At 69.6% G+C, this 20,246-nt stretch carries 15 protein-coding genes; 12 read left to right on the top strand and 3 right to left on the bottom strand.

Annotated features, from left to right (window positions below; translation table 11 throughout):
- The first annotated feature begins 10 nt into the window (after positions 1 to 10).
- The gene (locus tag CYFUS_RS09800; protein WP_198316522.1) at positions 11 to 2,050 is read left to right on the top strand and encodes an alkaline phosphatase family protein; all 2,040 of its coding nucleotides are present in this window, start codon (positions 11 to 13) and stop codon (positions 2,048 to 2,050) included.
- Positions 2,051 to 2,139: 89 nt separating this feature from the next.
- Positions 2,140 to 2,733 (top strand): hypothetical protein, encoded by a 594-nt coding sequence (locus CYFUS_RS09805; RefSeq protein ID WP_095984981.1) that lies wholly within the window; start codon positions 2,140 to 2,142, stop codon positions 2,731 to 2,733.
- Between the two features lie 22 nt (positions 2,734 to 2,755).
- On the opposite strand, the gene CYFUS_RS09810 is transcribed toward CYFUS_RS09805, so the two are convergent.
- Together CYFUS_RS09810 and hflX are read right to left on the bottom strand one after the other, a co-directional pair.
- Positions 2,756 to 3,241, bottom strand: coding sequence for a hypothetical protein (locus CYFUS_RS09810; protein ID WP_232537473.1), 486 nt, complete (start codon positions 3,239 to 3,241; stop codon positions 2,756 to 2,758).
- Between the two features lie 7 nt (positions 3,242 to 3,248).
- Complete coding sequence (hflX, locus tag CYFUS_RS09815; RefSeq protein ID WP_095984982.1) at positions 3,249 to 4,901, bottom strand: GTPase HflX; 1,653 nt, start codon at positions 4,899 to 4,901, stop codon at positions 3,249 to 3,251.
- Positions 4,902 to 5,069: 168 nt separating this feature from the next.
- On the opposite strand from hflX, the gene proB reads away from it, so the two are divergent.
- Positions 5,070 to 6,197 (top strand): glutamate 5-kinase, encoded by a 1,128-nt coding sequence (gene proB / locus CYFUS_RS09820; protein ID WP_095984983.1) that lies wholly within the window; start codon positions 5,070 to 5,072, stop codon positions 6,195 to 6,197.
- Positions 6,198 to 6,233: 36 nt separating this feature from the next.
- On the opposite strand, the gene CYFUS_RS09825 is transcribed toward proB, so the two are convergent.
- A complete protein-coding gene (locus CYFUS_RS09825; RefSeq protein ID WP_095984984.1) occupies positions 6,234 to 6,710 on the bottom strand; it encodes a hypothetical protein in 477 nt (158 codons plus the stop codon).
- Between the two features lie 337 nt (positions 6,711 to 7,047).
- On the opposite strand from CYFUS_RS09825, the gene CYFUS_RS09830 reads away from it, so the two are divergent.
- From CYFUS_RS09830 to CYFUS_RS09870, 9 genes are all read left to right on the top strand, one after another.
- Positions 7,048 to 8,076 carry a helix-turn-helix transcriptional regulator gene (locus CYFUS_RS09830; RefSeq protein ID WP_095984985.1) on the top strand — a complete coding sequence of 343 codons (1,029 nt, stop codon included), beginning with the start codon at positions 7,048 to 7,050 and terminating at the stop codon, positions 8,074 to 8,076.
- Entirely contained in the window at positions 8,073 to 8,996 is a 924-nt protein-coding gene (locus tag CYFUS_RS09835) for a helix-turn-helix transcriptional regulator (protein WP_095984986.1), read from the top strand. Before CYFUS_RS09830 ends, CYFUS_RS09835 begins: the two co-directional genes overlap by 4 nt.
- Positions 8,997 to 9,003: 7 nt before the next feature.
- Positions 9,004 to 10,632, top strand: coding sequence for an FHA domain-containing protein (locus CYFUS_RS09840; protein ID WP_095984987.1), 1,629 nt, complete (start codon positions 9,004 to 9,006; stop codon positions 10,630 to 10,632).
- Positions 10,633 to 10,680: 48 nt separating this feature from the next.
- The gene (locus tag CYFUS_RS09845; protein ID WP_232537474.1) at positions 10,681 to 11,958 is read left to right on the top strand and encodes a phospholipase D-like domain-containing protein; all 1,278 of its coding nucleotides are present in this window, start codon (positions 10,681 to 10,683) and stop codon (positions 11,956 to 11,958) included.
- Between the two features lie 284 nt (positions 11,959 to 12,242).
- Positions 12,243 to 13,049, top strand: a complete 807-nt coding sequence (locus tag CYFUS_RS09850) for a DUF2381 family protein (protein WP_269770267.1) — start codon at positions 12,243 to 12,245, stop codon at positions 13,047 to 13,049.
- Positions 13,046 to 14,917, top strand: coding sequence for a serine/threonine protein kinase (locus tag CYFUS_RS09855; RefSeq protein ID WP_095984990.1), 1,872 nt, complete (start codon positions 13,046 to 13,048; stop codon positions 14,915 to 14,917). Before CYFUS_RS09850 ends, CYFUS_RS09855 begins: the two co-directional genes overlap by 4 nt.
- Positions 14,918 to 15,019: 102 nt before the next feature.
- The gene (locus CYFUS_RS09860; protein ID WP_157758363.1) at positions 15,020 to 16,204 is read left to right on the top strand and encodes a hypothetical protein; all 1,185 of its coding nucleotides are present in this window, start codon (positions 15,020 to 15,022) and stop codon (positions 16,202 to 16,204) included.
- Positions 16,205 to 16,373: 169 nt separating this feature from the next.
- On the top strand, positions 16,374 to 18,971 hold the full coding sequence (gene ligD, locus CYFUS_RS09865) for a DNA ligase D (protein WP_198316523.1): 2,598 nt from the start codon (positions 16,374 to 16,376) through the stop codon (positions 18,969 to 18,971).
- Positions 18,972 to 19,069: 98 nt separating this feature from the next.
- Complete coding sequence (locus CYFUS_RS09870) at positions 19,070 to 20,179, top strand: cyclic nucleotide-binding domain-containing protein (protein WP_198316524.1); 1,110 nt, start codon at positions 19,070 to 19,072, stop codon at positions 20,177 to 20,179.
- Positions 20,180 to 20,246 lie beyond the last annotated feature (67 nt).

A 20,246-nucleotide genomic window follows, 5' to 3' on the forward strand; every position in this document is an offset into this window, starting at 1 on the left:
GGGGGTGGACATGAGTCGACGCGATGGGAAGAAGGGGTGGAAGGGAGTCCTCGTGCTCTCGGCGGTGGCGGGGGCTGTCACGGGGGGATGCAAGGGGCACGAGCCGCCCGCGCCGACGCCCGCCGCGCGTCACCGGATGATCGTCTTCGTCTGGGACGGGCTGCGGCCGGACTTCATCAATCCGGAGGACACGCCGAACGTGCATGCGTTGAGGACGCGGGGCGTGTGGTTCAACGACAACCACTCGACCTATCCGACCTTCACGTTGATCAACGGCGCGACGTTCGCGACGGGCGCCTTTCCGGGGGCGACGGGCTTCAATGGCAACTTCGCCTATGCGCCGAGCGCCTCGGGGCAGAACGCGAGTGGGGTGGAGACGAACTTCCGCCGGCCCGTCGCGGTGGATGACTGGCGGCTCCTGGACAACCTGGCCGCCTACTACGAGCAGAGCTTCCACGAGCCCCTGCTCAACGCGAAGACGCTCTTCTCGTCGGCGCGGGCCGCGGGGCTGGTGACGGCGACCGTGGGCAAGAGCGGACCGGCGTATCTCCAGGACTCGTCGCGCGAGGGGCTCATCATCGACGAGAACACGGTCTGGCCGCTCGCGTCCGCGCAGGACATGCAGCAGCGCGGCTTCCCCCTGCCGGCGACCACGCCGGTCATGTACCCGGCGGGCAGTCTCACCCTGGCGGCGGACAACGGCGCGCCGACCGGCACGAGCGCGTTCGTGTACTTCTCCGACGGCAAGACGCCCGATCCGTCCGATCGGGGGGGCGGCCGCAACATCACGCAGAACGCGAACCTGACGAAGTACTTCACGGACTACGTGCTTCCCGTGCACTCGCCGGACCTGGCGCTCATCTGGCTGCGCACGGTGGATGCCACGGAACACGACTACGGACCGGGCTCGCCCAACGCCCTGCTGGCCCTGCGCGCGCAGGACCAGTTCCTCGGCCGGATCCTCGCCCAGCTCGAGGCGCAGCAGCAGCTCGACTCGACGAACATCCTCATCGCCTCGGATCACTCGCACTCGACGGTGTCGGGGCCCCTGTCGCTGTTTCCCAAGCGGGCCGTCGTGGAGGATCCGGGGACGGGCAAGAACAAGGTGGGTGGGGTGAGCGACAGTGGCTATTCGGTGTCCGGCTTCGTGCGCAGCGCGGATCTGCTGACGCGCGCGGGCTTCCATGCGTATGACGGAGCGGGGTGCAACCTGTCGGCGGTGCTCGGCGGCATCCGCGCGGATGGCAGCCTCGTGTATCCGGTCCAGACGGACACGACGGGCGCGTTGTGCGGCACGCCGGGCACGCAGTACACGACGCCGGCCTACGCGGTGCCCCAGACCCTGCCGGAGGATGCCATCATCATCGCCGCGCCGGGAGGCTCGGATCAGTTCTACATCCCGAGCCGGGATCCCGCGCTGGTGCGCCGGCTGGTGACCTTCCTGCAGAGTCGCGAGGAGTACGACGCCATCTTCGTGGACTCGCGTTACGGGAGCATTCCGGGCACGTTCCCCGCCTCGGACGTGAACATCCAGAACGCTTCCGGGCGCAGTCCGGACGTGACGGTGAGCTTCAGCTGGGATGACACCGCGGTGGTGGGCAGCAAGTCGGGCATCGAGTTCAGTTCGTATGCGCTGTACCGGGGCATGCACGGCAGCTTCAGTCCGACGGACGTGCACAACACGCTCGTCGCGGCGGGGCCGGACTTCAAGCAGGGCTACACGGACAGTCTGCCGAGCGGCAACGTGGACGTGGCGCCCACGGTGGCCCATCTGCTCGGGCTTCCGTTGCCCACGGCCCAGGGCCGCGTGCTGTACGAGGCGCTCACCACGGGCGGGGTGCCGGAGACGCGCTACACGAGCACCCCGGTGGAGGTGAACACGTCCACCGTGAGCGGGCTGTCGTTCCAACTGCCGACGGATCCCTCGGGAGCGGCGCTCGACACCGCGCTCACGGGTGAGTACTCGGCCACGCTGCACCTCAAGCGCCTCTCGGACGCGGACGGCAAGACGTACACCTACTTCGACTTCGCCCGGGTGACGCGGCGGTGAGGGCGGGCGCGCTCGGGCTCGCGGTTGTCCTGCTGTCTGGCCCGGGCGGGACCGGGGCGCTCGCGGCTCCCCCCGCGAGGGCCGCGGCCTTGACCTGGGAGCGCGTGTTCGGAGCACCCGCCACGAAGCCAGACGTGTACCTGCGGGCGAAGGTCCACGAGGGCTCGGGGCCCGCGCGGTCGTTCGAGTTGTGGCGTGAGGGCGAGCGGCGGCTCAAGCGCGTGGAGGAGGATGGCCTGGAACTCCGGGTCGAGGACGAGGGCCGTCCGGGCGCGCCCGCGTATGTCTTCACGGTGGTGGATCGTCGTGCCGGGACGCTGCGCCGATTGCCGGCGGAGCGGGCCGGGCGTCTGGGTCCGGCGTTCACCTGGTGGACGCAGGCGCACCTGTTGAGCCTGCCGGGTCCCCGCTACACGCTCCAACGGGTGCCCGGCCCGGGGGCGCGGTGGGGCGGAGCCCGGTGCGAGTGGTATCTGTTCACACCGGATGGGCAGCCCGGCACGCGGGTCTGCTGGTCGCGGGAGTTCGCCGTCCCGCTGCGGATCGACGAGCAGCGGGGCGCGGACTGGTGGACGCGGCTCTCCGTGGAGTCCATTGGCCCCATTCCCCCGGAGAAGCGGGACTGGAAGCTCGACACGGCGGGGCTGCGGGAGCTGGCGCTTCCCGAACCGGACGAGGACTAGCGAGGCGTCTCGTTTCGCGCCCTCAGTAGCGCTTCTTGCCGCCGATGCCCTTCACGCTCCACACCGTCTGGTGCTTGGTGGTGTGGTGCGACAGGAGCAGGCCTTCCTGCTCCATCTGGTTGAGCAGCCGCACGAGCTTGCCGCGCTCCAGCCCCGTGGACTGGGCCAGCATGGGGGTCTCCAGGCCGGCGGGGAAGCGGCGCAGCTCCTCGATGATGAGCTTCTTGAACTCGGCCTTCACGGCGCCATCCATCTCCTGGGCCCGGGCGGCCTGGAGGATGGCCAGCGACACCAGTCCCAGCACGAGGATGGCCAGGGCGGGGTAGATGATGTGGCTGTTGCGCTCGAGCAGCTCGAAATAGTTCGGGTCCACCGACGAGGCGGGCCCGTCCGGGCGTGGCTCGAGGCCTGGAATCTGGATCTGCGCCAGGAGGATGAGGGCGGGGGGAAGGGACACGGCCCCGGGACTGTAGAGGCACCCGGGGCCGCCCGCAACCTCACTGCCCACCACCGGGCTACATCACGCCCAGGCTCTGCGAGGCGCCCTCGGCGAAGAGGGTGGTGTCCGCCTTGGCCAGGAGCGAGGCCAGGCCCTCGCGGCGCGCGGCGCTGATGGCCACGCCTCCGCGCGAGCGCAGCAGGGCCTCCACGTCGTCGGGCGCCAGCAGCTCCGCCTTGTTCCACACCATGAGGCGGGGCTTCTGCATCAGGTCGAGCGACTCGAGGATGTTCTCCACCGCCTCCACCTGCTCGTCACGCGAGGGATCGTTGGCGTCCACCACGTGCAGCAGCAGATCCGCGTCGTACAACTCCTCCAGCGTGGCGCGGAAGGCGGCGACGAGATCCTTGGGCAGGTCGCGGATGAAACCCACCGTGTCGGTGATGATGACCTCGCGCTCCTGGGGGAAGCGCAGCCGGCGGCTGGTGGGGTCCAACGTGGCGAACAGCTTGTTCTCCGCGAGCACTTCCGAGCCGGTGATGGCGTTGAGCAGCGTGGACTTGCCCGCGTTGGTGTAGCCCACGATGGAGATGATGGGCAGGTCGCGCCGGTTGCGCTGGGCCCGCCGCACCTCGCGCTCGCGCGAGAGCGTGTCGATGCGCTTCTCCAGGTGGTTGATGCGATCGCGCGCGCGGCGGCGATCGATCTCGAGCTTCGTTTCACCCGGGCCGCGTCCCCCGATGCCACCGGCGAGCCGGCTGAGCGAGGTGTCGCTCTGCACGAGCCGGGGCAGGCGGTACTTGAGCTGGGCGAGCTCCACCTGGAGCTTGCCCTCGGCGCTCTGCGCCCGCTGGGCGAAGATGTCGAGGATGAGCTGGCTGCGGTCGATGACCTTGAGGCTGGTGGCCTCGCTGATGTGGCGCCCCTGCGAGGGGGTGAGGTCCTTGTCGAAGATGAGCACGTCGGCCATGGCCTGCATGGAGCGCAGGTTGAGCTCCTCGAGCTTGCCGCGGCCGATGAGGTAGCGCGGGTCGGCCTCGCGGCGCATCTGCAGCACGCTGTCGAGCACCTCGACGCCGGCGGTGCGCGCCAGCTCCTTGAGCTCGGAGAGGCTGGCCTCGGCGGCGGCGCGGTTGCCATCCAGGCACACGGCCACGAGCAGGGCCTTGTCACGGCCGGACACGGCGCGCGCGGCGGCCTTGCGGCTGAGCTCCTCCTCCAGCGCCTCCAGGGTGTCGAGCACGTCGGGCTGGCCGTCGTGGACATCCGGGAGGGTGGAGACGCTCCAGAAGTCCCCCGTGCCGTTCTCGGGCACCAGGTGGGCGTAGTGCAGCACGCCGGGCAGGCCGTCATGGCCCACGCCGATGGCCGCCACCATGTCCAGGCGCAGCAGCGCGAGGTCCGTCAGGTCGTCCTTCGTGAGCGGCTCGCTCTTGAGGTGGGTGTGCACCAGGCGCAGGCCACGCAGACGCACCTGACCGGCGCGGGCACGGCCGATGTCCGGCAGTTCCAGCTTGTGGGCATTGCCCACCACCACGTGTTCGATTTCCCCCTTGCGGTTGAGGAGCACGCCCACCTGACGGTTGGTCTCCCTCGACAGCTCGGTGAGGTGACGGGCCAGCTCGGGGGAGACGATCTCATGGGGCGACACACGGCGCCGATAGGTGTTGCGCAGCCGGCTCTGCTCGCTCGCCTTGAGGCCCAGGGTGTTGCCGTAGATTTCCTTCAAAAGTGTCCTTCTCCCGCGCGGTGGGAAGGGCGCCCGCGCCTCGCCGTCGGAACTGAGGTGAACCAAGCATAAGGGTCTGACCGGCGGGTTTCATCCCCCGGGGTGCCCAAATCGCCGACCTGTGACAACACGCCTCCCTGACACGAACTTCCGTCGTACCCTGCGTGAGTGAACCTTTCCGGACGAGACGCGGTGCGCGCCGCGCGGCGCGTGGTGGTGAAGATCGGCACCAATGCCCTCACCCATGCGACGGGGCGCTTCAATCGGGCCCACTTCGACGCGCTGAGCGAGGATCTGCTCTGGGCGGCCCAGGGTCGGGAGCTGGTGGTGGTGTCCAGCGGCGCCATCGCCCTGGGCGTGGAGCGGCTGGGGCTGCCCGCGCGCCCCAAGGATATTCCCGGCAAGCAGGCCTGCGCGGCGGTGGGGCAGAGCCGCCTCATGCGGGCCTACGAGGAGGCGTTCGATCGGGCCCAGCGCCGCGTGGCGCAGATCCTCCTCACCCATGGGGACGTGCAGGACCGGCGGCGCTACCTCAACGTGAAGCACGCGCTGGAGCGCCTCCTGGAGGCCCAGGTGGTGCCCATCATCAACGAGAACGACACCGTGTCCGTGGACGAGCTCAAGTTCGGCGACAACGACACGCTGGCGGGGCTCGTCGCGGGTGGTGTGGAGGCCGACGCCCTCATCATCCTGTCCGACGTGGAGGGGCTCTTCACCGCGGACCCGCGCAAGAACCCCGACGCCCGGATGCTTCCCCAGGTGGACGCCGTCACGCCCGAGCTGCTCGCGCTCGCGGGGGGCTCGGGCAGCCAGGTGGGCACCGGCGGCATGACCACCAAGGTTCGCGCCGCCGCGCGCGCCGCCGAGTCGGGCGTGCGCTGCGTCATCACCTCGGGGGCCGTGCCGGGCCGCCTGCGCGCGGTGTTGTCGGGCGAGCCCGTGGGCACCCTCTTCGAGAGCTCCGGCAGTCGGCGCAGCGCGCGCACCGCGTGGATCGCCCATGCCCTCAAGCCCAAGGGCCGGCTGCTCGTGGACGCCGGGGCGCGCGAGGCCGTCACCGTGGGCAAGCGCAGCCTGCTGCCCTCGGGCATCCGCTCGGTGGAGGGGGACTTCGGCCGGGGAGATCCGGTGGATCTCGTGGACGCCCAGGGGCAGGTGTTCGCCCGGGGCCTGAGCGCCTACGACGATGGGGAGCTGCGGCGCATCGCGGGGCTCAAGAGCTCCGACATCGAGTCCGTGCTTGGCTACCGCTACCTCGACGAGGCCGTGCACCGCGACGACCTGGCCGTCCTCTGAGGCGCCGCCCGCCGCCGGCGCACGCCCGGCGGGCGATCAGATGGTGCGGCCGGAGTCGGATGCCTCGGCGTCCCGCGTCAGGTCCATCAGCGCCCGGAACTCGGGCGAGTCCACCTTCATGAGGAGCAGCGACACTTCCAGGTCGCCCGGCCAGCGGCCGAGCTGCACCCGGCGCTCCTGGCCGTGCAGCAGCGACAGCTCCGAGTGGCCCTTGAGTTCCGGCAGAGCCAGGTCCAGCTCCAGGTGGAACGCCTTGCCCTCGGCGGTGGGGGTGAGCACCAGGCGGTAGTCGGGCTGCTGCGCACCGGGCTTGCGCCGCTCGGCGCGCACCGTGCGGCCCGTCTCCCCCAGCAGCTTGGGCTGGGCCACGAGCCGCCCCTCGCGCCGGACCTCCAGCGCGAAGTACAGCGGCTCGGCTTCTGCTTCGCGGGGCAGGGCCGTGAGCGCGACACTCGCCCACCCCACCAGCACCAGTGCGAGCCAGGCCTTCTTGATGAGGGTGGAGCGCGTCATGTTGAATCCTTTATGGAGCCGCACGCCTTGTCTGGACGCTTGGACCTCCGCCAGACGAGCACGCCCCGGCCGGCTGCGTGCGCGGTCGATTCTAAGGAATATCCTGGCGGCTCGCCATTCGCGACGTCTTCCCCCTGGCTCGCTCCCCTGCTGCCCGGGTCGGTGTCGCCCATTCATGGACGCACCTGTTTTTCCGTTCAGTAAAAAGCTGTCCAGGGGCCCTGGCGCCGAGTAGATCGATGGAAGGCGGGGCAGCGGCGGCGGGCATCCGTCCGTCTCCGGGTGTCCTCGCCTTGACCCGGCGCGAGCCTTTTGCGCATTGTCGAAAACCTTCCGAATGGACCGGACCGAACGTCTCCTTGATCTCGTGGCCCTGTTCCTGGACGCTCGGGAACCGATCTCCTGGGCGGAGCTGCGCGACCACTTCCCCCAGGACTACCGAGGCACCTCCGACGACGCCGCCGAGCGCAAGTTCGAGCGCGACAAGGCGGAGTTGCTGGAGCTTGGCTTCCCGCTCACCTACATCCAGGGCGACGACGAGCGGAAGGATGGCTACATCGTCGACCGCGACGCCTACTACCTGCCCGAGGTGGACCTCACCAAGGAGGAGCTGGCGGTGCTCTACGCCGCGGGCAGCGCCGCGCTCACCTCCGGGGCCTTTCCCGGCCGGGACGACCTGTCGCATGCCCTGCGCAAGATTGGCTTCTTCGCCGGCGACGCGCTGCCCACGCCCCGGGTGCGCATGGAACTGGGCGTGGAGCAGGACGGGCCCCGGCTGGCCGCGTACCTGGAGCAGCTCTGGAGCGCGTGCGCCGCGCGCAAATGGGTGCAGATGACCTATGGCTCACCCAAGCGGCTCGACCTGTCCGAGCGCCGGGTGGAGCCGTACGGGCTCGCGCTGCGCCGGGGCATCTGGACGCTGGTGGGCTACTGCCACCTGCGCCAGGGCATCCGCACCTTCCACGTGCACCGCATCCGCACCCTCAAGGTGAACTCCTCCCGGCCGCGCACCCCGGACTTCGAGGTGCCCGCGAACTTCTCCGCGGATGACTACGTGGCCAGCTACCCCTGGCAGCACCGCTTCCATGAGCGCGTGGAGGCTCGCCTGCGCCTCACCGGCGAGCTGGCCCCACGCGCCGCCTCGCTCTTTCCCGGCGCGCACGTCACCCCGGCCCCGGAGGGCCAGGGCATGCTCGTGACGCTGCCGGTGACGTTCCTGGATGGCCTCTTGCGCTTCTGTCTCCAGCTCGGCCCGGACTGCCACGTGGAGGCCCCGGACAAGGCGCGCGAGGACGTGGCGGCCATGGCCCGGCGCATCCTGGAAAAGCACGGCGAGAAGCCCGCCTCGTCCGAGGTGCCGACATGAGCGTCCACGAGCGTCTGCGCCGCCTGCTGTTCCTCGTGCCCTATGTGTCCTCGCGCCAGGGCATCACCGTGGAGGAACTGGCGCGCGCCCTCAACGTCAGCCGGGAGCACCTGCTCGAGGATCTGGATCTGCTCACCTGCGTGGGCCGGCCCCCCTTCAACCCGGACGACTACATCGACATCTACGTCGAGAACGACCGCGTCTACGTGGACCTGGATCAGCGCCTGTCCGCGCCTCCGCGCCTGACGGTGGGCGAGGCCTCGGCCCTGGCCGCCGCGGCGGAGCTGCTGCGTCCGGCGGCCGGCGACACGCTGCGCGGCGCGGTGGAGAAGCTCGAGCGCGTGCTGCCTCCGGGCGCGGGGGCGCGTTTTCGCGAGATGTACCGGAAGATCGACGCCGCGCTGGAGGCCCCCGAGGCCCTGGGCCCACTCACCCAGGCCATCCACGGCCGCTGCGAGGTGACGTTCGACTACGCGGCCCCCGGACGGGGCGCTCCCGAGCCCCGGCGCGTCCGGCCGCTCGAGCTGCTCAGCCACCGCGGCCAGTGGTACCTGCAGGCCTTCTGCCTCACCCGCGAGGACGAGCGGCTCTTCCGGGTGGACCGCATGGGGGCGCTCTCGCTCACCACCACCCTGTTCCAGCCGCGCGAGGGCGCCCGAGCGGAGGTGCCCAACCCCGCCCGCCGCGACGCGGACGTCCGGGTGCTCTTCACTCCCCTGGTGGCCCCCTATGTCCGGGAGCGCTTCGGCGAGGACGCCCGCCTGCTGGCGGACGGGAGCGTCGAGGTGCGGGTCGCTGGAGACAACGAGCGCTGGTTGACGCAGTGGGTGCTATCGTTCGGCGGTGAGGCCGAGGTGCTTGAGCCTGCCTCGGCCCGTGCGGCCGTGGCGCGAGCGGCGAAGGCCGCGCTAGGAGTCTGAGGGTTTCATGAGCTTCCAGCTGACGATCGCCGAGGGCAAGGAGGCGGGCAAGGAGTTCGTCTTCGAGCAGGACTCCGTTCTCATCGGTCGTGTCGCCGAGTGTGATGTCGTCCTGTACGACGCGGGCATCTCCCGCCGCCACTGCCGCATCTTCGCCGAGGAGGGCCAGTACTACGTCGAGGACATGGGCAGCTCCAACGGCACCCGGGTCAACGGCACACTGGTCCCCGTGAAGGAGAAGCAGGTCCTGGACGAAGGGGCCCAGCTGTCGCTCGGGCCGGTGGTGTTCGTCTTCAAGCCGGTGGCCGAGGAGTCCACCTCGCCCGGATCCGCTGCCACGGATGCCACGGTGGATGAGAACAGCACGCGCATCGTGTCCGTGGAGGCCGTGTCGCGCCAGCGCAACCGGGGCGAGGCCCTGGCACCCGAGGGCGCGGACGCGGAGACCCTCGACGCCGCGCGGCGCAGCTCCACCCGCACCCTGCCGCGCGCGCGCACCGGGGTGCAGCCCTCGCTGCCCGCGGGCGCTCCTGCCCGTCCCGCCCGGGGCGGTGCCGCCTCCGCCGCGGCCCTGGCGCGTGCTCCGGACTCGGCTCCCGCGGCGCCCCCCTCCCGGCGTCCTGCCTCCAGCTCCAGCGCGGTGGCGCGCTCCAACGGTGCCGCCGGTGCGCCCGCCGGCTCCTCCCTGTCCGCCGCGGATCGCGCCCGCATCAAGCGCGAGTCCCCGGGCCTGGTGGCCAACCTCAAGCTCTTCTGGCTCGATGCGAGCCTCAACGTGCGCCGCGGCCTCATGGCCCTGGGCGGCGTACTGGCGCTGGGCCTCGTGGCGCTCATCTTCTGGCTGGTGCTCGACACCGGCCCCGCCGTGCAGCGTGGCGAGGAGCCGGTGGGGCTGGCCAACAAGCAGATCATCACCGACTCCTTCGGCCTGGGCGATGGCGTGGACTGGGAGCACCCGGACCAGAAGGTCTTCGAGTGGGAGTACACCTCGGCCACCCGCACGCTCGCCATCCTGCACTATCAGGCGCAGGGCATCTCCGAGGGAGAGCTCATCGTGACGGTCAACGGCGTGGACCTGGGCAAGGTGCCTCCGGACACCCTGGCCAGCCAGGACCGGGTGCTGGAGATCATGATCCCCTGGCAGTTGCTCAAGAAGGGGGAGCTCAACCGCATCACCTTCGACAACACCAAGAATCCGCCCGGGGAGGACCCCTGGCGCGTCTGGAACATCTGGCTGGAGCGGGTGCCGCTGCCGGAGATCTCCCCCGAGCAGCTCCTCGAGGAGGCGCGCAAGGCGTACACGCGCGGGCGCAAGAACATGGACAACGTCATGGTGGGCGCGCGCAACGGCTACGAGGGCTGGAAGTCGTTCCGCGAGGCGTGGCTGCTGCTGGAAGCCCACCCCGAGCCCCGTCCGGACCTCTACTACGAGGCGCGCGAGCGCATGAAGGATGCCCAGAAGGAGCTGGACAAGGTGTGCGCCAAGCTCATGCTGGAGGTGGAACGCTACGTCAACCAGAACAAGTGGCAGGAGGCCAACGCCACCCTGGACCACACGCGCGAGTACTTCCCGGACGAGACGGATCAGCTCTGCGCTCAAAAGGCGGAGATGAAGCGCGGGGAAATCAGTCAATGACCCGGTAAGGTTGCCAGATCGCCCTGGCGTTCCCACCCTTGTCCCACCATGCGTGAGCAGGAAGGGGGCAGTGGGGCGGAGGTCAGGGGAGGGGCGCTGGAGGGGCCCGGGCGGATCATCGCTCGTCCACCCGCCAACACCCCGCGCTGGAACGCGGAGGTTTCCACGGCCTTGCTCGCCCGCTACTACCTGCCCCCCTCGCACTCTCCGTTGAGGGGGAATGACTGCCAGTTGCTGCGCGACGGCGTGGAGGTCTACCCCTCCATGCTGGAGGCCATCCGCAACGCGCGCCGGTATGTCCACCTCGAGACATACATGTTCTTGTCCGACGCGGTGGGCGAGCTGTTCGGCGAGGCCCTGGCGGAAGCGGCCGAGCGCGGCGTGCACGTGAAGGTGCTGTACGACGCGCTGGGCTCCTGGTCGAGCCGCGGCGACTTCTTCGAGTCCCTGCGTGCCCGGGGCGTGGATATCCGTCCCTTCAAGCCCTTCAGCAGCCTGGGCCGGGGCCTGCGCCACCTGCTGCGGAGGGATCATCGGAAGATCCTCTCGGTGGATGGCGAGGTGGCCTTCATCGGCGGGGTGAACATCGCCGTGCACTGGGCCCCCAAGGGGCAGGGGGGCGACTGCTGGCGCGACGACGTGCTCCGGGTGGAGGGGCCGGCGGTGTACGAGCTGGAGCGCCGCTTCGTGGCCACCTGGCGCATGGCCTTCCAGGACAAGTTCCGCTCCTGGCGCGAGGGCCGCCGCCGGCGCAAGCAGGTGCGCGCGCGGCTCCAGTCCCAGGGAAGGGGCGGCGTGGGCCTGGCGGTGCTCTCCAACCGCCGGAGCATCCACCGCGCCTACCTGCATGCCATCTCCCGCGCCCGCCGCAGCGTGCTGGTGGCGGCCGCCTACTTCGTGCCGGACCGCAAGCTCGTGGCCGCGTTGCGCGACGCCGCCCAGCGGGGCGTGGAGGTGTGCCTGCTGCTCAACGCCCGGGGCGACCACCCGTGGATCATGAACGCCACGCGCTCCTTCTACGAGAAGCTGCTCACCGCGGGGGTGCGCATCTTCGAGTGGGAGCGGTGCGTGCTGCACACCAAGACGGCGGTGGTGGACGGCGTGTGGGGCACCATCGGCTCGTTCAACCTCGAGCGGTTGTCGCTCGCCTTCAACCACGAGGCGAACGCCGTCTTCACCGATCCTCGGCTGGGCTTCCAGTTGGAGAACGCCATTCGCGGCGACTGCCAGGATTGCCGCGAGGTGGACCTGACCGTGTTCCGCCAGCGGCCCCTCTGGCGCAAGGTGCTCGAGCGCGTGCTGTACGCCTTCCGCCGGCTCATCTGAATCCACTCGTCTGTGATGGATTCTGACTTCACCCCGTCAATCCCAGACGTGGACTCTCCCAGCAGGTGATGGACAGGCAATGGCACCGCCCGCGCGGCGTGGGACGACCCGCGTTCATCCCGGACGGTGTCCCTCATCTACCGGAGTTGATTCCAGAAGTCACCTTTTAGTACCTGACCTCGAAAGTCAACAAGTGCTTGCCGGTTGTGCACCATCCCGAATACCTTGCCCGCCCGCTTTCACGACGAAGGCTTCGCGTGCGCTCCGTTTTCTCGGCTCTCCTCGTGCTTTTCCTGCTCGCTTCCGTACCGGTCTTCGCTGGGGACCGGAGCGCCGGACGCATGTCCCGGCAGCGCACCGTGCGGGTTTCCACCGACGCGAGCGGGGCACCCTCCGAAGTACATGTCGCGGGTGGCACCCCCACGCTCGTCTCCCTCGATGTGCGCCTGGGTCCCGAGGGGCCGCGGCTCCAGAAGGGGGAGGGCCATGTCCGGCTCGTTCCCGTGGAGGGCTCGTCCTTCCTCATCATTCCCTCCGTGGATCTCCCCAAGGGTGAGCGGCTCCTTGTTTCCGTTCCCCTCGAGCAGGGAGGGTTGCTCTCCCTCGCGTTGAGTTCCGTCCGCGACGAGGTGGATACCCAGGTCGGGTTCCTGCTCCACGCGCCCGCTCCTGTCGAAGTCGAAGAGGGCGCTGGTGACATGGCCCGGCTCCTCAATGAGGCACGTGCGGAGCCCGTCGAGATGGCCCCGCCAGGGATGTGCCTCCTCAACAGTGGAGACTCCTTGGTGCGGCTCCGCTCCGTTCTGCGGCTCGACCACTACGTCTTCGTCTCGTTTCTCCTCTGGGAGAGACGGCGCTCCGCCGATGTGAGCAAGCGCCTCCTGCTGCGCTCCGTCATTCAGGAGGGCTCTGTCGTGCCCTTGCCCGTCCTGCGCGTCTCCTCGGTGCTGTCCGCCTCTTCCCCTCGGCAGTACACCTTCGTGTCGGTCCTCCCGGAGGGGGCCACCCATCTGGAGGTGGTGCTGAGAGGCGAGGGGGACGCGGAGGGCTCGCTCTCGCTACCCCTGATCCGGCTGAGGTCGGCACCATGAGCAAGGCCCTTCACCCCAACCAGCTCCGGCCCGGGGACCACGTGCGGGAGTACCGCCTCCTGCGTCGTCTGGGCGTGGGCGGCTTCTCCATGGTCTTCCTGGCGGAGCGTGGGCGCCACTACTACGCCTTGAAGGTGGCGCTGCAACCCGCCTCGGACGCGGACGAGGACCGGGTGGATGGTTGGTTGCGACGTGAGGCGGTGTCCCTGGAACACCTGGTCCATCCCAACCTGCTGCCCGTGCACGAGTGGGGAAGATGGCCGGAGCCGCGCACGGGCTACTCCTTCTATGTGACGGACTACGTCCCGGGAGTGACCTTCATCGAGTGGTGCCGTCGCGGGCGCGTCGCTCCCTTCGAGTGGGTGGACGTGCTGTGCGAGGTGCTGCGTCCGCTCGAGGCCATGCACGCGCGCGGCATGTGCCACCGGGACATCAAGGCCGACAACGTGCTGGTGCGTGACGGGGACTCGCGGCCCTTCCTCATCGATTTCGGGGCCGTCCACCTTCCCTGCGCGCCTCCGCTGACCGAGGGGATTGCTCCCGGCACGATGTACTGCCAGCCGCCAGAGGCCATCCGCTTCGTGATGAGTCAGGAGGCCCGGGAGAAGGGCGCCCGTTTCGAGGCCCATCCCTCCGCGGACCTCTACGCCGTGGGGGTCCTCCTGTACGAAGCGCTCACGGGCCATCATCCCTTCGACCCGAAGCTGCCGGTGGACCAACTGCTGGTGGCCATCCTCACCCAGCCGCCCGTGGAGCCCCGGCTGCTCAACCCCGAGGCGCCCGCGTCTTTGTGCTCGCTCGCCATGCGGTTGCTGGCGAAGGAGCCGTCACGACGTCCGCCGAGCGCCAGCGCCGTGCGCGAGGAACTGCAACGGCTCCGGGCGGAAGAGGGGCAGTCGCCCCCGTGGCGGACCCCGGGAAGGGCGTTCTCCGGGCAGGAGTCGGCATTGGTGCGAGGGAGAGCGGTCCGGGGGTCTGCTGGAAGGGCTGGGTCCTCGGCACGAGAGCGGGGACCGCGCCGCTGGATGAAGGTGTTCCTGGTGTTGATGCTCGGGATGGGGTTGCTTGGGTGGGGAGGGTGGCTCCTTCTCCACGCGGGAGGCGGGATCCTCCCTCGTGTGGAGTCCACCGTGCCGGTCTCGCCGAGGCCCGCCGAACAAGGAGTGCAACCCGTGCCATCCCCTCTGTCCCTTCCGACTCATTTCGCCGCCGACACCTCGGCGGAGGTTCCCTCGCGTGCCTGTGCCCTGTTGCGCGTCCTGCTGGGCACGACCCTGGTCCAGTTCGTGGGTTGTGCCACGGCCCCCACCGTGCGTCCGGATCCCAGTGGCTACCTCAAGCGGTGTCCCCCCGAGGCGATTGAGACTCCCCAGAAGCTGGGATTCCTGCCTGACTACATGTACGACAGCTACATCCAGCCGGGCCCCTCGGTCTCTTCCGTCTCGCGCAGAAAGCCCCTGACCGAAGGAGGGGGGCTCAACGTCAAGCCGGGCCCCATCACGGCCCACATGTATCCCTTTGAGGGTGAGGACTCTCGATACCTGGTCATCGCGGGACAGGCGGTGACCACTCGGATGCGGGTCTATATCGAGTTCGACCGAGTCCAACTTCCGGATGGCACATGGCTGCCCTTTTGTGGCGCCGCCGTGAGTACCGCGGAGATGGTGTATGGCCTTCTGACGCGAGAGGCTTTTTCGTTTCCAAATGTCCTGGTGGACCCGGCGCTGGTGGACCACGGCCCGGGCAGTGTTGTCCTCAATGATCCGCAGTTCATGACTGCCGTCGAGCCGCCCAAAGGTGAGCGGCGACGCTTCGACATCGAGCAGGTCGACCCCGAAGCAAAACCCGACATTCGTGTCAATCAATAAACAACCATTGAAGTCCCCTTGGGACCAAACGGCTCTCAGTCCATGATCAAACTCCAGTGGCTCCAGCTCAATAAATTCCGAAAGGTGAAACCCGGAACGAGGTTGGCGTTCGATCCCGTCTGCAATGTCCTGTTGGGGCAGAGTGGAACGGGGAAGAGTTCGTTGCTCGATCTCGTCGCGGCCATGTTCAGCGCGGACTTCTCCGATCTGCTGGAGGACGAGTTCGATCTGGAGTACGGCTTCTCCGAGGGGGAAGTGAGGGCGCACTTCGCCATCCGGAATGAGCACCGTCCCCCCTCCGAGGCCGAGCGGGAGGCGAGGTCCGTGCTCTTCGCCCGGGTGGAGATCTCCTTCGGCTCCGCCGCACCGCCGCTCATCTTCGTGGTCGACGAGGCCGCGCGCGTCATCCGCGTGGAGGCGGAGGTGGGCGTGGACGTGCCCCTGTCCGAGGGGCCCCCGGTGGGCACGTGCCTGTGGAGTCACCTGTTCAGCGGACTGTCGGGGTGGATCGACGTGGCCCATCCCCGGCGGGAGCTGCTCGCGCAGGTGGTGTTGGTGCTCTGTCCCGATGCCGAGGCCCGCCGCTTCGATGAGTCCCTGGAGTTCTATTCCCTGCTGCGGCAGCTCGACATCGGCCTGGTGCGTGGCGCGGATGGCCGGGTCCGCATCGAGGGCTCGCCCCTGGGCCAGGTCCTCGCCGAGCGGGTGTCGGAGCTGGCGGGGGAGCGCTGGGACGAGGACCGGTATGTCCTGGACGAGCGTCAGCTTCCCTTCCTGGGCCAGCTGGCCAGTCTGCTGGACTTCGAGACGGCCGCCGCGGTCCTCGAGTTCACCCGGCTGCCCGGAGAGGAGGGAGTGGAGGCACGCAAGTCCGGACGTCAGGCGTTCCACTTCACCCATCGCGCGGGGTGGACCCTCCCCGACAGGCACCTGAGCTACGGGCAGAAGCGCACCCTGTCCTTCCTGTACTACCTGGACTGTGTCGAGCACGTCGCCATCGCCGACGAGCTCGTCAACGGTCTGCCCCACCCGTGGCTGCCCTACTGCATCGAGGCATTGAGCCCCCGTCAGGTCTTCCTCACCAGCCCCAACCCCATCCTCCTGGACGCGCTCTCCTTCGAGTCGCCGGAGCAGGTGCGCTCCCAGCTCGTGCTCTGCCGGTGGGAGGACGCCGGGCAGATGCGCTGGGAGAAGCCACCGCCCGAGCTCGCCGAGGACTTCCTCGCGTCCCATCGGGCCGGCTTCCAGCAGCTCGGGGAGCTGCTCCTGGACAAGGGCCTGGGATAGGGCGTGTCGCATCCGACTTCATGGGTGCGACACGCCGCTTGACGGTCGAGATAGGGGAAGCGGGCGGCTCGGGAGGGTGGGGGGACCGCTTTGCCGGTCGGGTAGGGAGTGCCAACCCTTACCTGGTATGGCGACTCCGCGACGTTCGACACCCTCGGCCCGGAAGCGTTTGGGAACCTATGGCGAGAAGCGTGACTTCTCCCTCACCTCGGAGCCCGGCCCCGATGTCGAGGCCTCGCCCTCGGGGGCAGCCCCTCTCTTCGTGGTGCACAAGCACGACGCCACGCGGCTGCACTATGACCTGCGGCTGGAGATCGACGGGGTGCTGGTGAGCTGGGCCATTCCCAAGGGCCCCAGCTACGATCCGGCCGAGAAGCGGCTCGCGGTGCAGACCGAGGACCACCCCCTGGCCTATGCCACCTTCGAGGGCCGCATCCCCGATGGGGCCTATGGGGCGGGAGACTCGCTGCTGTGGGAGTCGGGCACCTTCGACACGGTGCCTCCCGGGCAGGCCTCCGAGCAGCTCGCGAAGGGGCGGCTGCACGTGGTGCTGCACGGCGCGAAGCTGATGGGCGAGTGGCACCTCATCCGCACGCGTCCCATGGGCAAGAAGGCGCAGTGGTTGTGCTTCAAGGCCAAGGATGGCACCGAGCGCCCCGGTTATGACGTCACCGAGGCCCACCCCGAATCCGTGAAGTCCGGCCAGCGCGTCACCCGCGGCCCCGTGCGGCGCACCCAGCGCATCTCCGAGGCCAGACCCGTGCGCGTCTCCCGCCCCACCCGCGCGAAGAAGGCTCCGGCCCTCTCTCCCGAGGCGCTGCTGGAGAAGGTGGGCGCGCCCATGCTCGCCACGCTCGCCCAGGTGGAGTCCACCGATCAGGGCGAGTGGCTCTACGAGGTGAAGTACGACGGGTTCCGCGCGCTCGCCGCGTTTCGCGAGGGCGAGGTCGCGCTGCACTCGCGCGGCGGCAAGGATCTGTCGGCGCGCTTCCCCGACATCGCCCGGGCGCTCGGGGCGCTCGGTGGGCACGAGGCGGTGGTGGACGGGGAGATCGTCGCCCTGGACGACAGGGGGCGCTCCCGCTTCCAGCTCCTCGGCAAGGGGGTCGAGGAACGCTACGTCATCTTCGATGTGCCGTGGCTCGATGGGGAGGACTTGCGGCCGCTGCCCCTGGAGGAGCGTCGCGAGCGGCTCGAGCGGCTGCTGGCGCGCGTGAAGGCGCCCCTGCAACTCGCCGAGCGGGTGGAGGGCAGCGCGCGGCAGGCGCTGGCCCTGGCGCGGCGGCGCGGCTGGGAAGGCGTCATGGCCAAGCGCGTGGGCACCCCCTATTCACCGGGCCGCGGCGAGACCTGGCTCAAGCTCAAGGTCCAGGCCAACCAGGAGGTGGCCATCGTGGGCTTCACGCCCATGGCCAACGAGCGGCCCGAGCTGGGCTCGCTCCTGGTGGGAGTGCGAGAGGGGAAGGCCTGGCGCTACGCGGGCAAGGTGGGGACCGGGTACACGACGAAGGTGCGGCGGGAGTTGCGCGAGCTGCTGTCACGCGACGAGGTGAAGAAGCCCCCCGTCCAGGAGGCTCCGCGTGTTCGTGACGCGCTGCACCACGAGGAGGCCATCTGGGTGAAGCCCCGCCATGTGGCGCAGGTGGCGTTCACCGAATGGACCGAGGATGGGCGGCTGCGCCATCCCTCCTTCCAGGGACTGCGGAGCGACAAGCGCCCCGAGGAGTGTGTCCGGGAGCGGCCCATCGAGCGGCCCGCCCGCCGGGGTCCCCACCGTCAGACGGGGCGCAAGTCCCGCCCGGGGGCGCGCTCCGCGGGCAGATCCGCCATCTCCCGGAAGGAGGCCGCCGCGGCGAAGAAGGAGGCCGCCGCGGCGAAGAAGGAGGCGGCTGCGGCGAAGAAGGGGGCGAGCGCGGCCCTGGTGGGGCTCACCCACGGGGATCGGGTGCTCTTCCCCGAGCCGGGCTACACCAAGGCGGACGTGTACCGCTACTTCCAGGACGTCGCGCCCTTCATGGTCCCGGCGCTGGCGGGCCGGCCCCTCACGCTGCAGCAGTGGCCCCAGGGGGTGAAGGCGCCGGGCTTCTTCCGCCAGGGCGTGGAGCACGTGCCGGAGGGGCTCTCCACGGTGCGCATCACCCACGAGACGCGCGAGCTGTCCCACGTGGTGGTGGATCGGCCCGAGTCCCTCCTGTGGCTCGCCAACCAGTCCGCGCTCACCCTGCACATGTGGTCCAGCCGGGTGCCGCACCTGGAGCAGCCCGACTGGGTGGTGTTCGACCTGGATCCGGGCCCCGGGGGGACCTTCGGGGATTTGATCGAACTGGCCACCGGGTTGCGGCGCTACCTGGAGCGGCTGGAGCTGGTCAGCGTGCCGAAGACTTCCGGCAAGCGGGGCCTGCACGTGCTGGTGCCCCTGTCTCCGGGCCACACCTACGAGCAGGCGCGCGCGTTCGCCCACGAGACCTTCGCGGCGCTCTCGGAGGAGTACCCGGAGCTGGCGACCATCGAGCGCTCCAAGTCGCGGCGCCAGGGGCGGCTGTACCTGGACGCGGACCAGAACGCCTGGGGCAAGACGGTGGTGGCGCCCTACTCTCCGCGTGCGTTGCCGCACGCACCCGTGTCCACACCCCTCGCGTGGTCGGAGGTGACGCGCCGGTTGGAGCCCTCGCGCTTCACGCTGGGCACCCTGCGCAAGCGCCTGGATAAGGTGGGAGATCTGTTCTCCCCGGCCTTGAAGGGGCGTCAATCTCTGCCCAATCGCTGATGCCCATCGAGCGCCGGGCGGTTCGGTGCTAGCGTCCGACGCCCGTGAGTATTCGCATTGATGCCGGTGTGGGAGTTCCAGTGGTCATGGAGCGGGAGTTGGCCACGAGACTCGCTGAACGCGGTCGGGTGGGAGCGGCGCTCGCCGAGATCCGGCGGATCGAGCAGCAGAGCTCCGTTCGAGAGGCCGCCACCGTGTGTGAGGCGCTCGCCAGACACTGGGCACAGGGCAGTCAGCTATTGCGTGCCATCGTGGCATGCAAGGAGTTGATGCGGCTCGACCCGGGGCATACCCGGACCCCGCTCTTCATCGCCCAGCTCTACGCGCGCTACTCGCCCGTGCCCATGGAGGCCTCGGGCGAGTTGCTCTCCCAGGAGCTCGAGCTGCTGCCGGACCGGGAGGATCCCGTGGCGGTGCCGCTCTTCTCGATGCTGGGCCAGGAAGCGTTCGTGGCGCTGCTCGAGGCGGTGGAGGTGCGCACGTACCTGACGGGCCACCCGGTGATTCGCGAGGGGGACCCGGGCGCGTCCATGTTCTTCATGGTGGAGGGCCGCGGGGACGTGATGCGGCTGTTGGAGGGGCGGGGACCGCAGGAGGGGCCGGTGGTGGAGGGCGGGGTGTTCGGGGAGATGGCCCTCATCGCCGAGGGTCCCCGGCTGTCCACGGTGATGCCGTCGGTGCCGTCGATCCTCCTGGAGCTGACGCGGGCGCGCTTCACGGAGCTCGCCCAGCGCTTCCCCCTGGTGGACCGGATCGTCCGGGCCTTCTGCCGCAAGCGCGCGGCGGACCACCTGCTGCGCACCCACCCGCTCTTCTCGTCCCTGCGCCACGAGCAGCGGCGGCTCTTCTCCCGCGAGTTCCAGCTCCAGCGGGTGGCGGCGGAGGCCACGTTGCTGCACGCTGGGGAGAAGGGGGACGGGCTCTACCTGTTGATGCGGGGCCGGTGCACGCCCTTCCACGTCCACCCGGACGGGAGCGAGACGCCCCTGGCCCTCTTGCGCGAGGGGGATGTCTTCGGGGAGATCTCCCTGCTGCTGGACCAGCCGGTGACGGCCACGGTGCGCGCGGACGTCCCCAGCGTGCTGCTCAAGCTGGGCCGTCCGGCGTTCGAGCGCCTCAGCTCCAGCCAGCCCTCCATGCGGGAAGTGTTGATGCGGATGGCCAAGGAGCGCCTGGCGCGCACGGCCCGTCTGCTCGCGGAAGGTTGAGTCCGCCGGGCGAAGGATCCCTTTGCATGCCGCTGGCGGCGGGCCTAGAAGACGGCCAGCTTCGGAT

The organism is Cystobacter fuscus, from assembly GCF_002305875.1.
Taxonomy (GTDB): Bacteria; Myxococcota; Myxococcia; order Myxococcales; family Myxococcaceae; genus Cystobacter; species Cystobacter fuscus_A.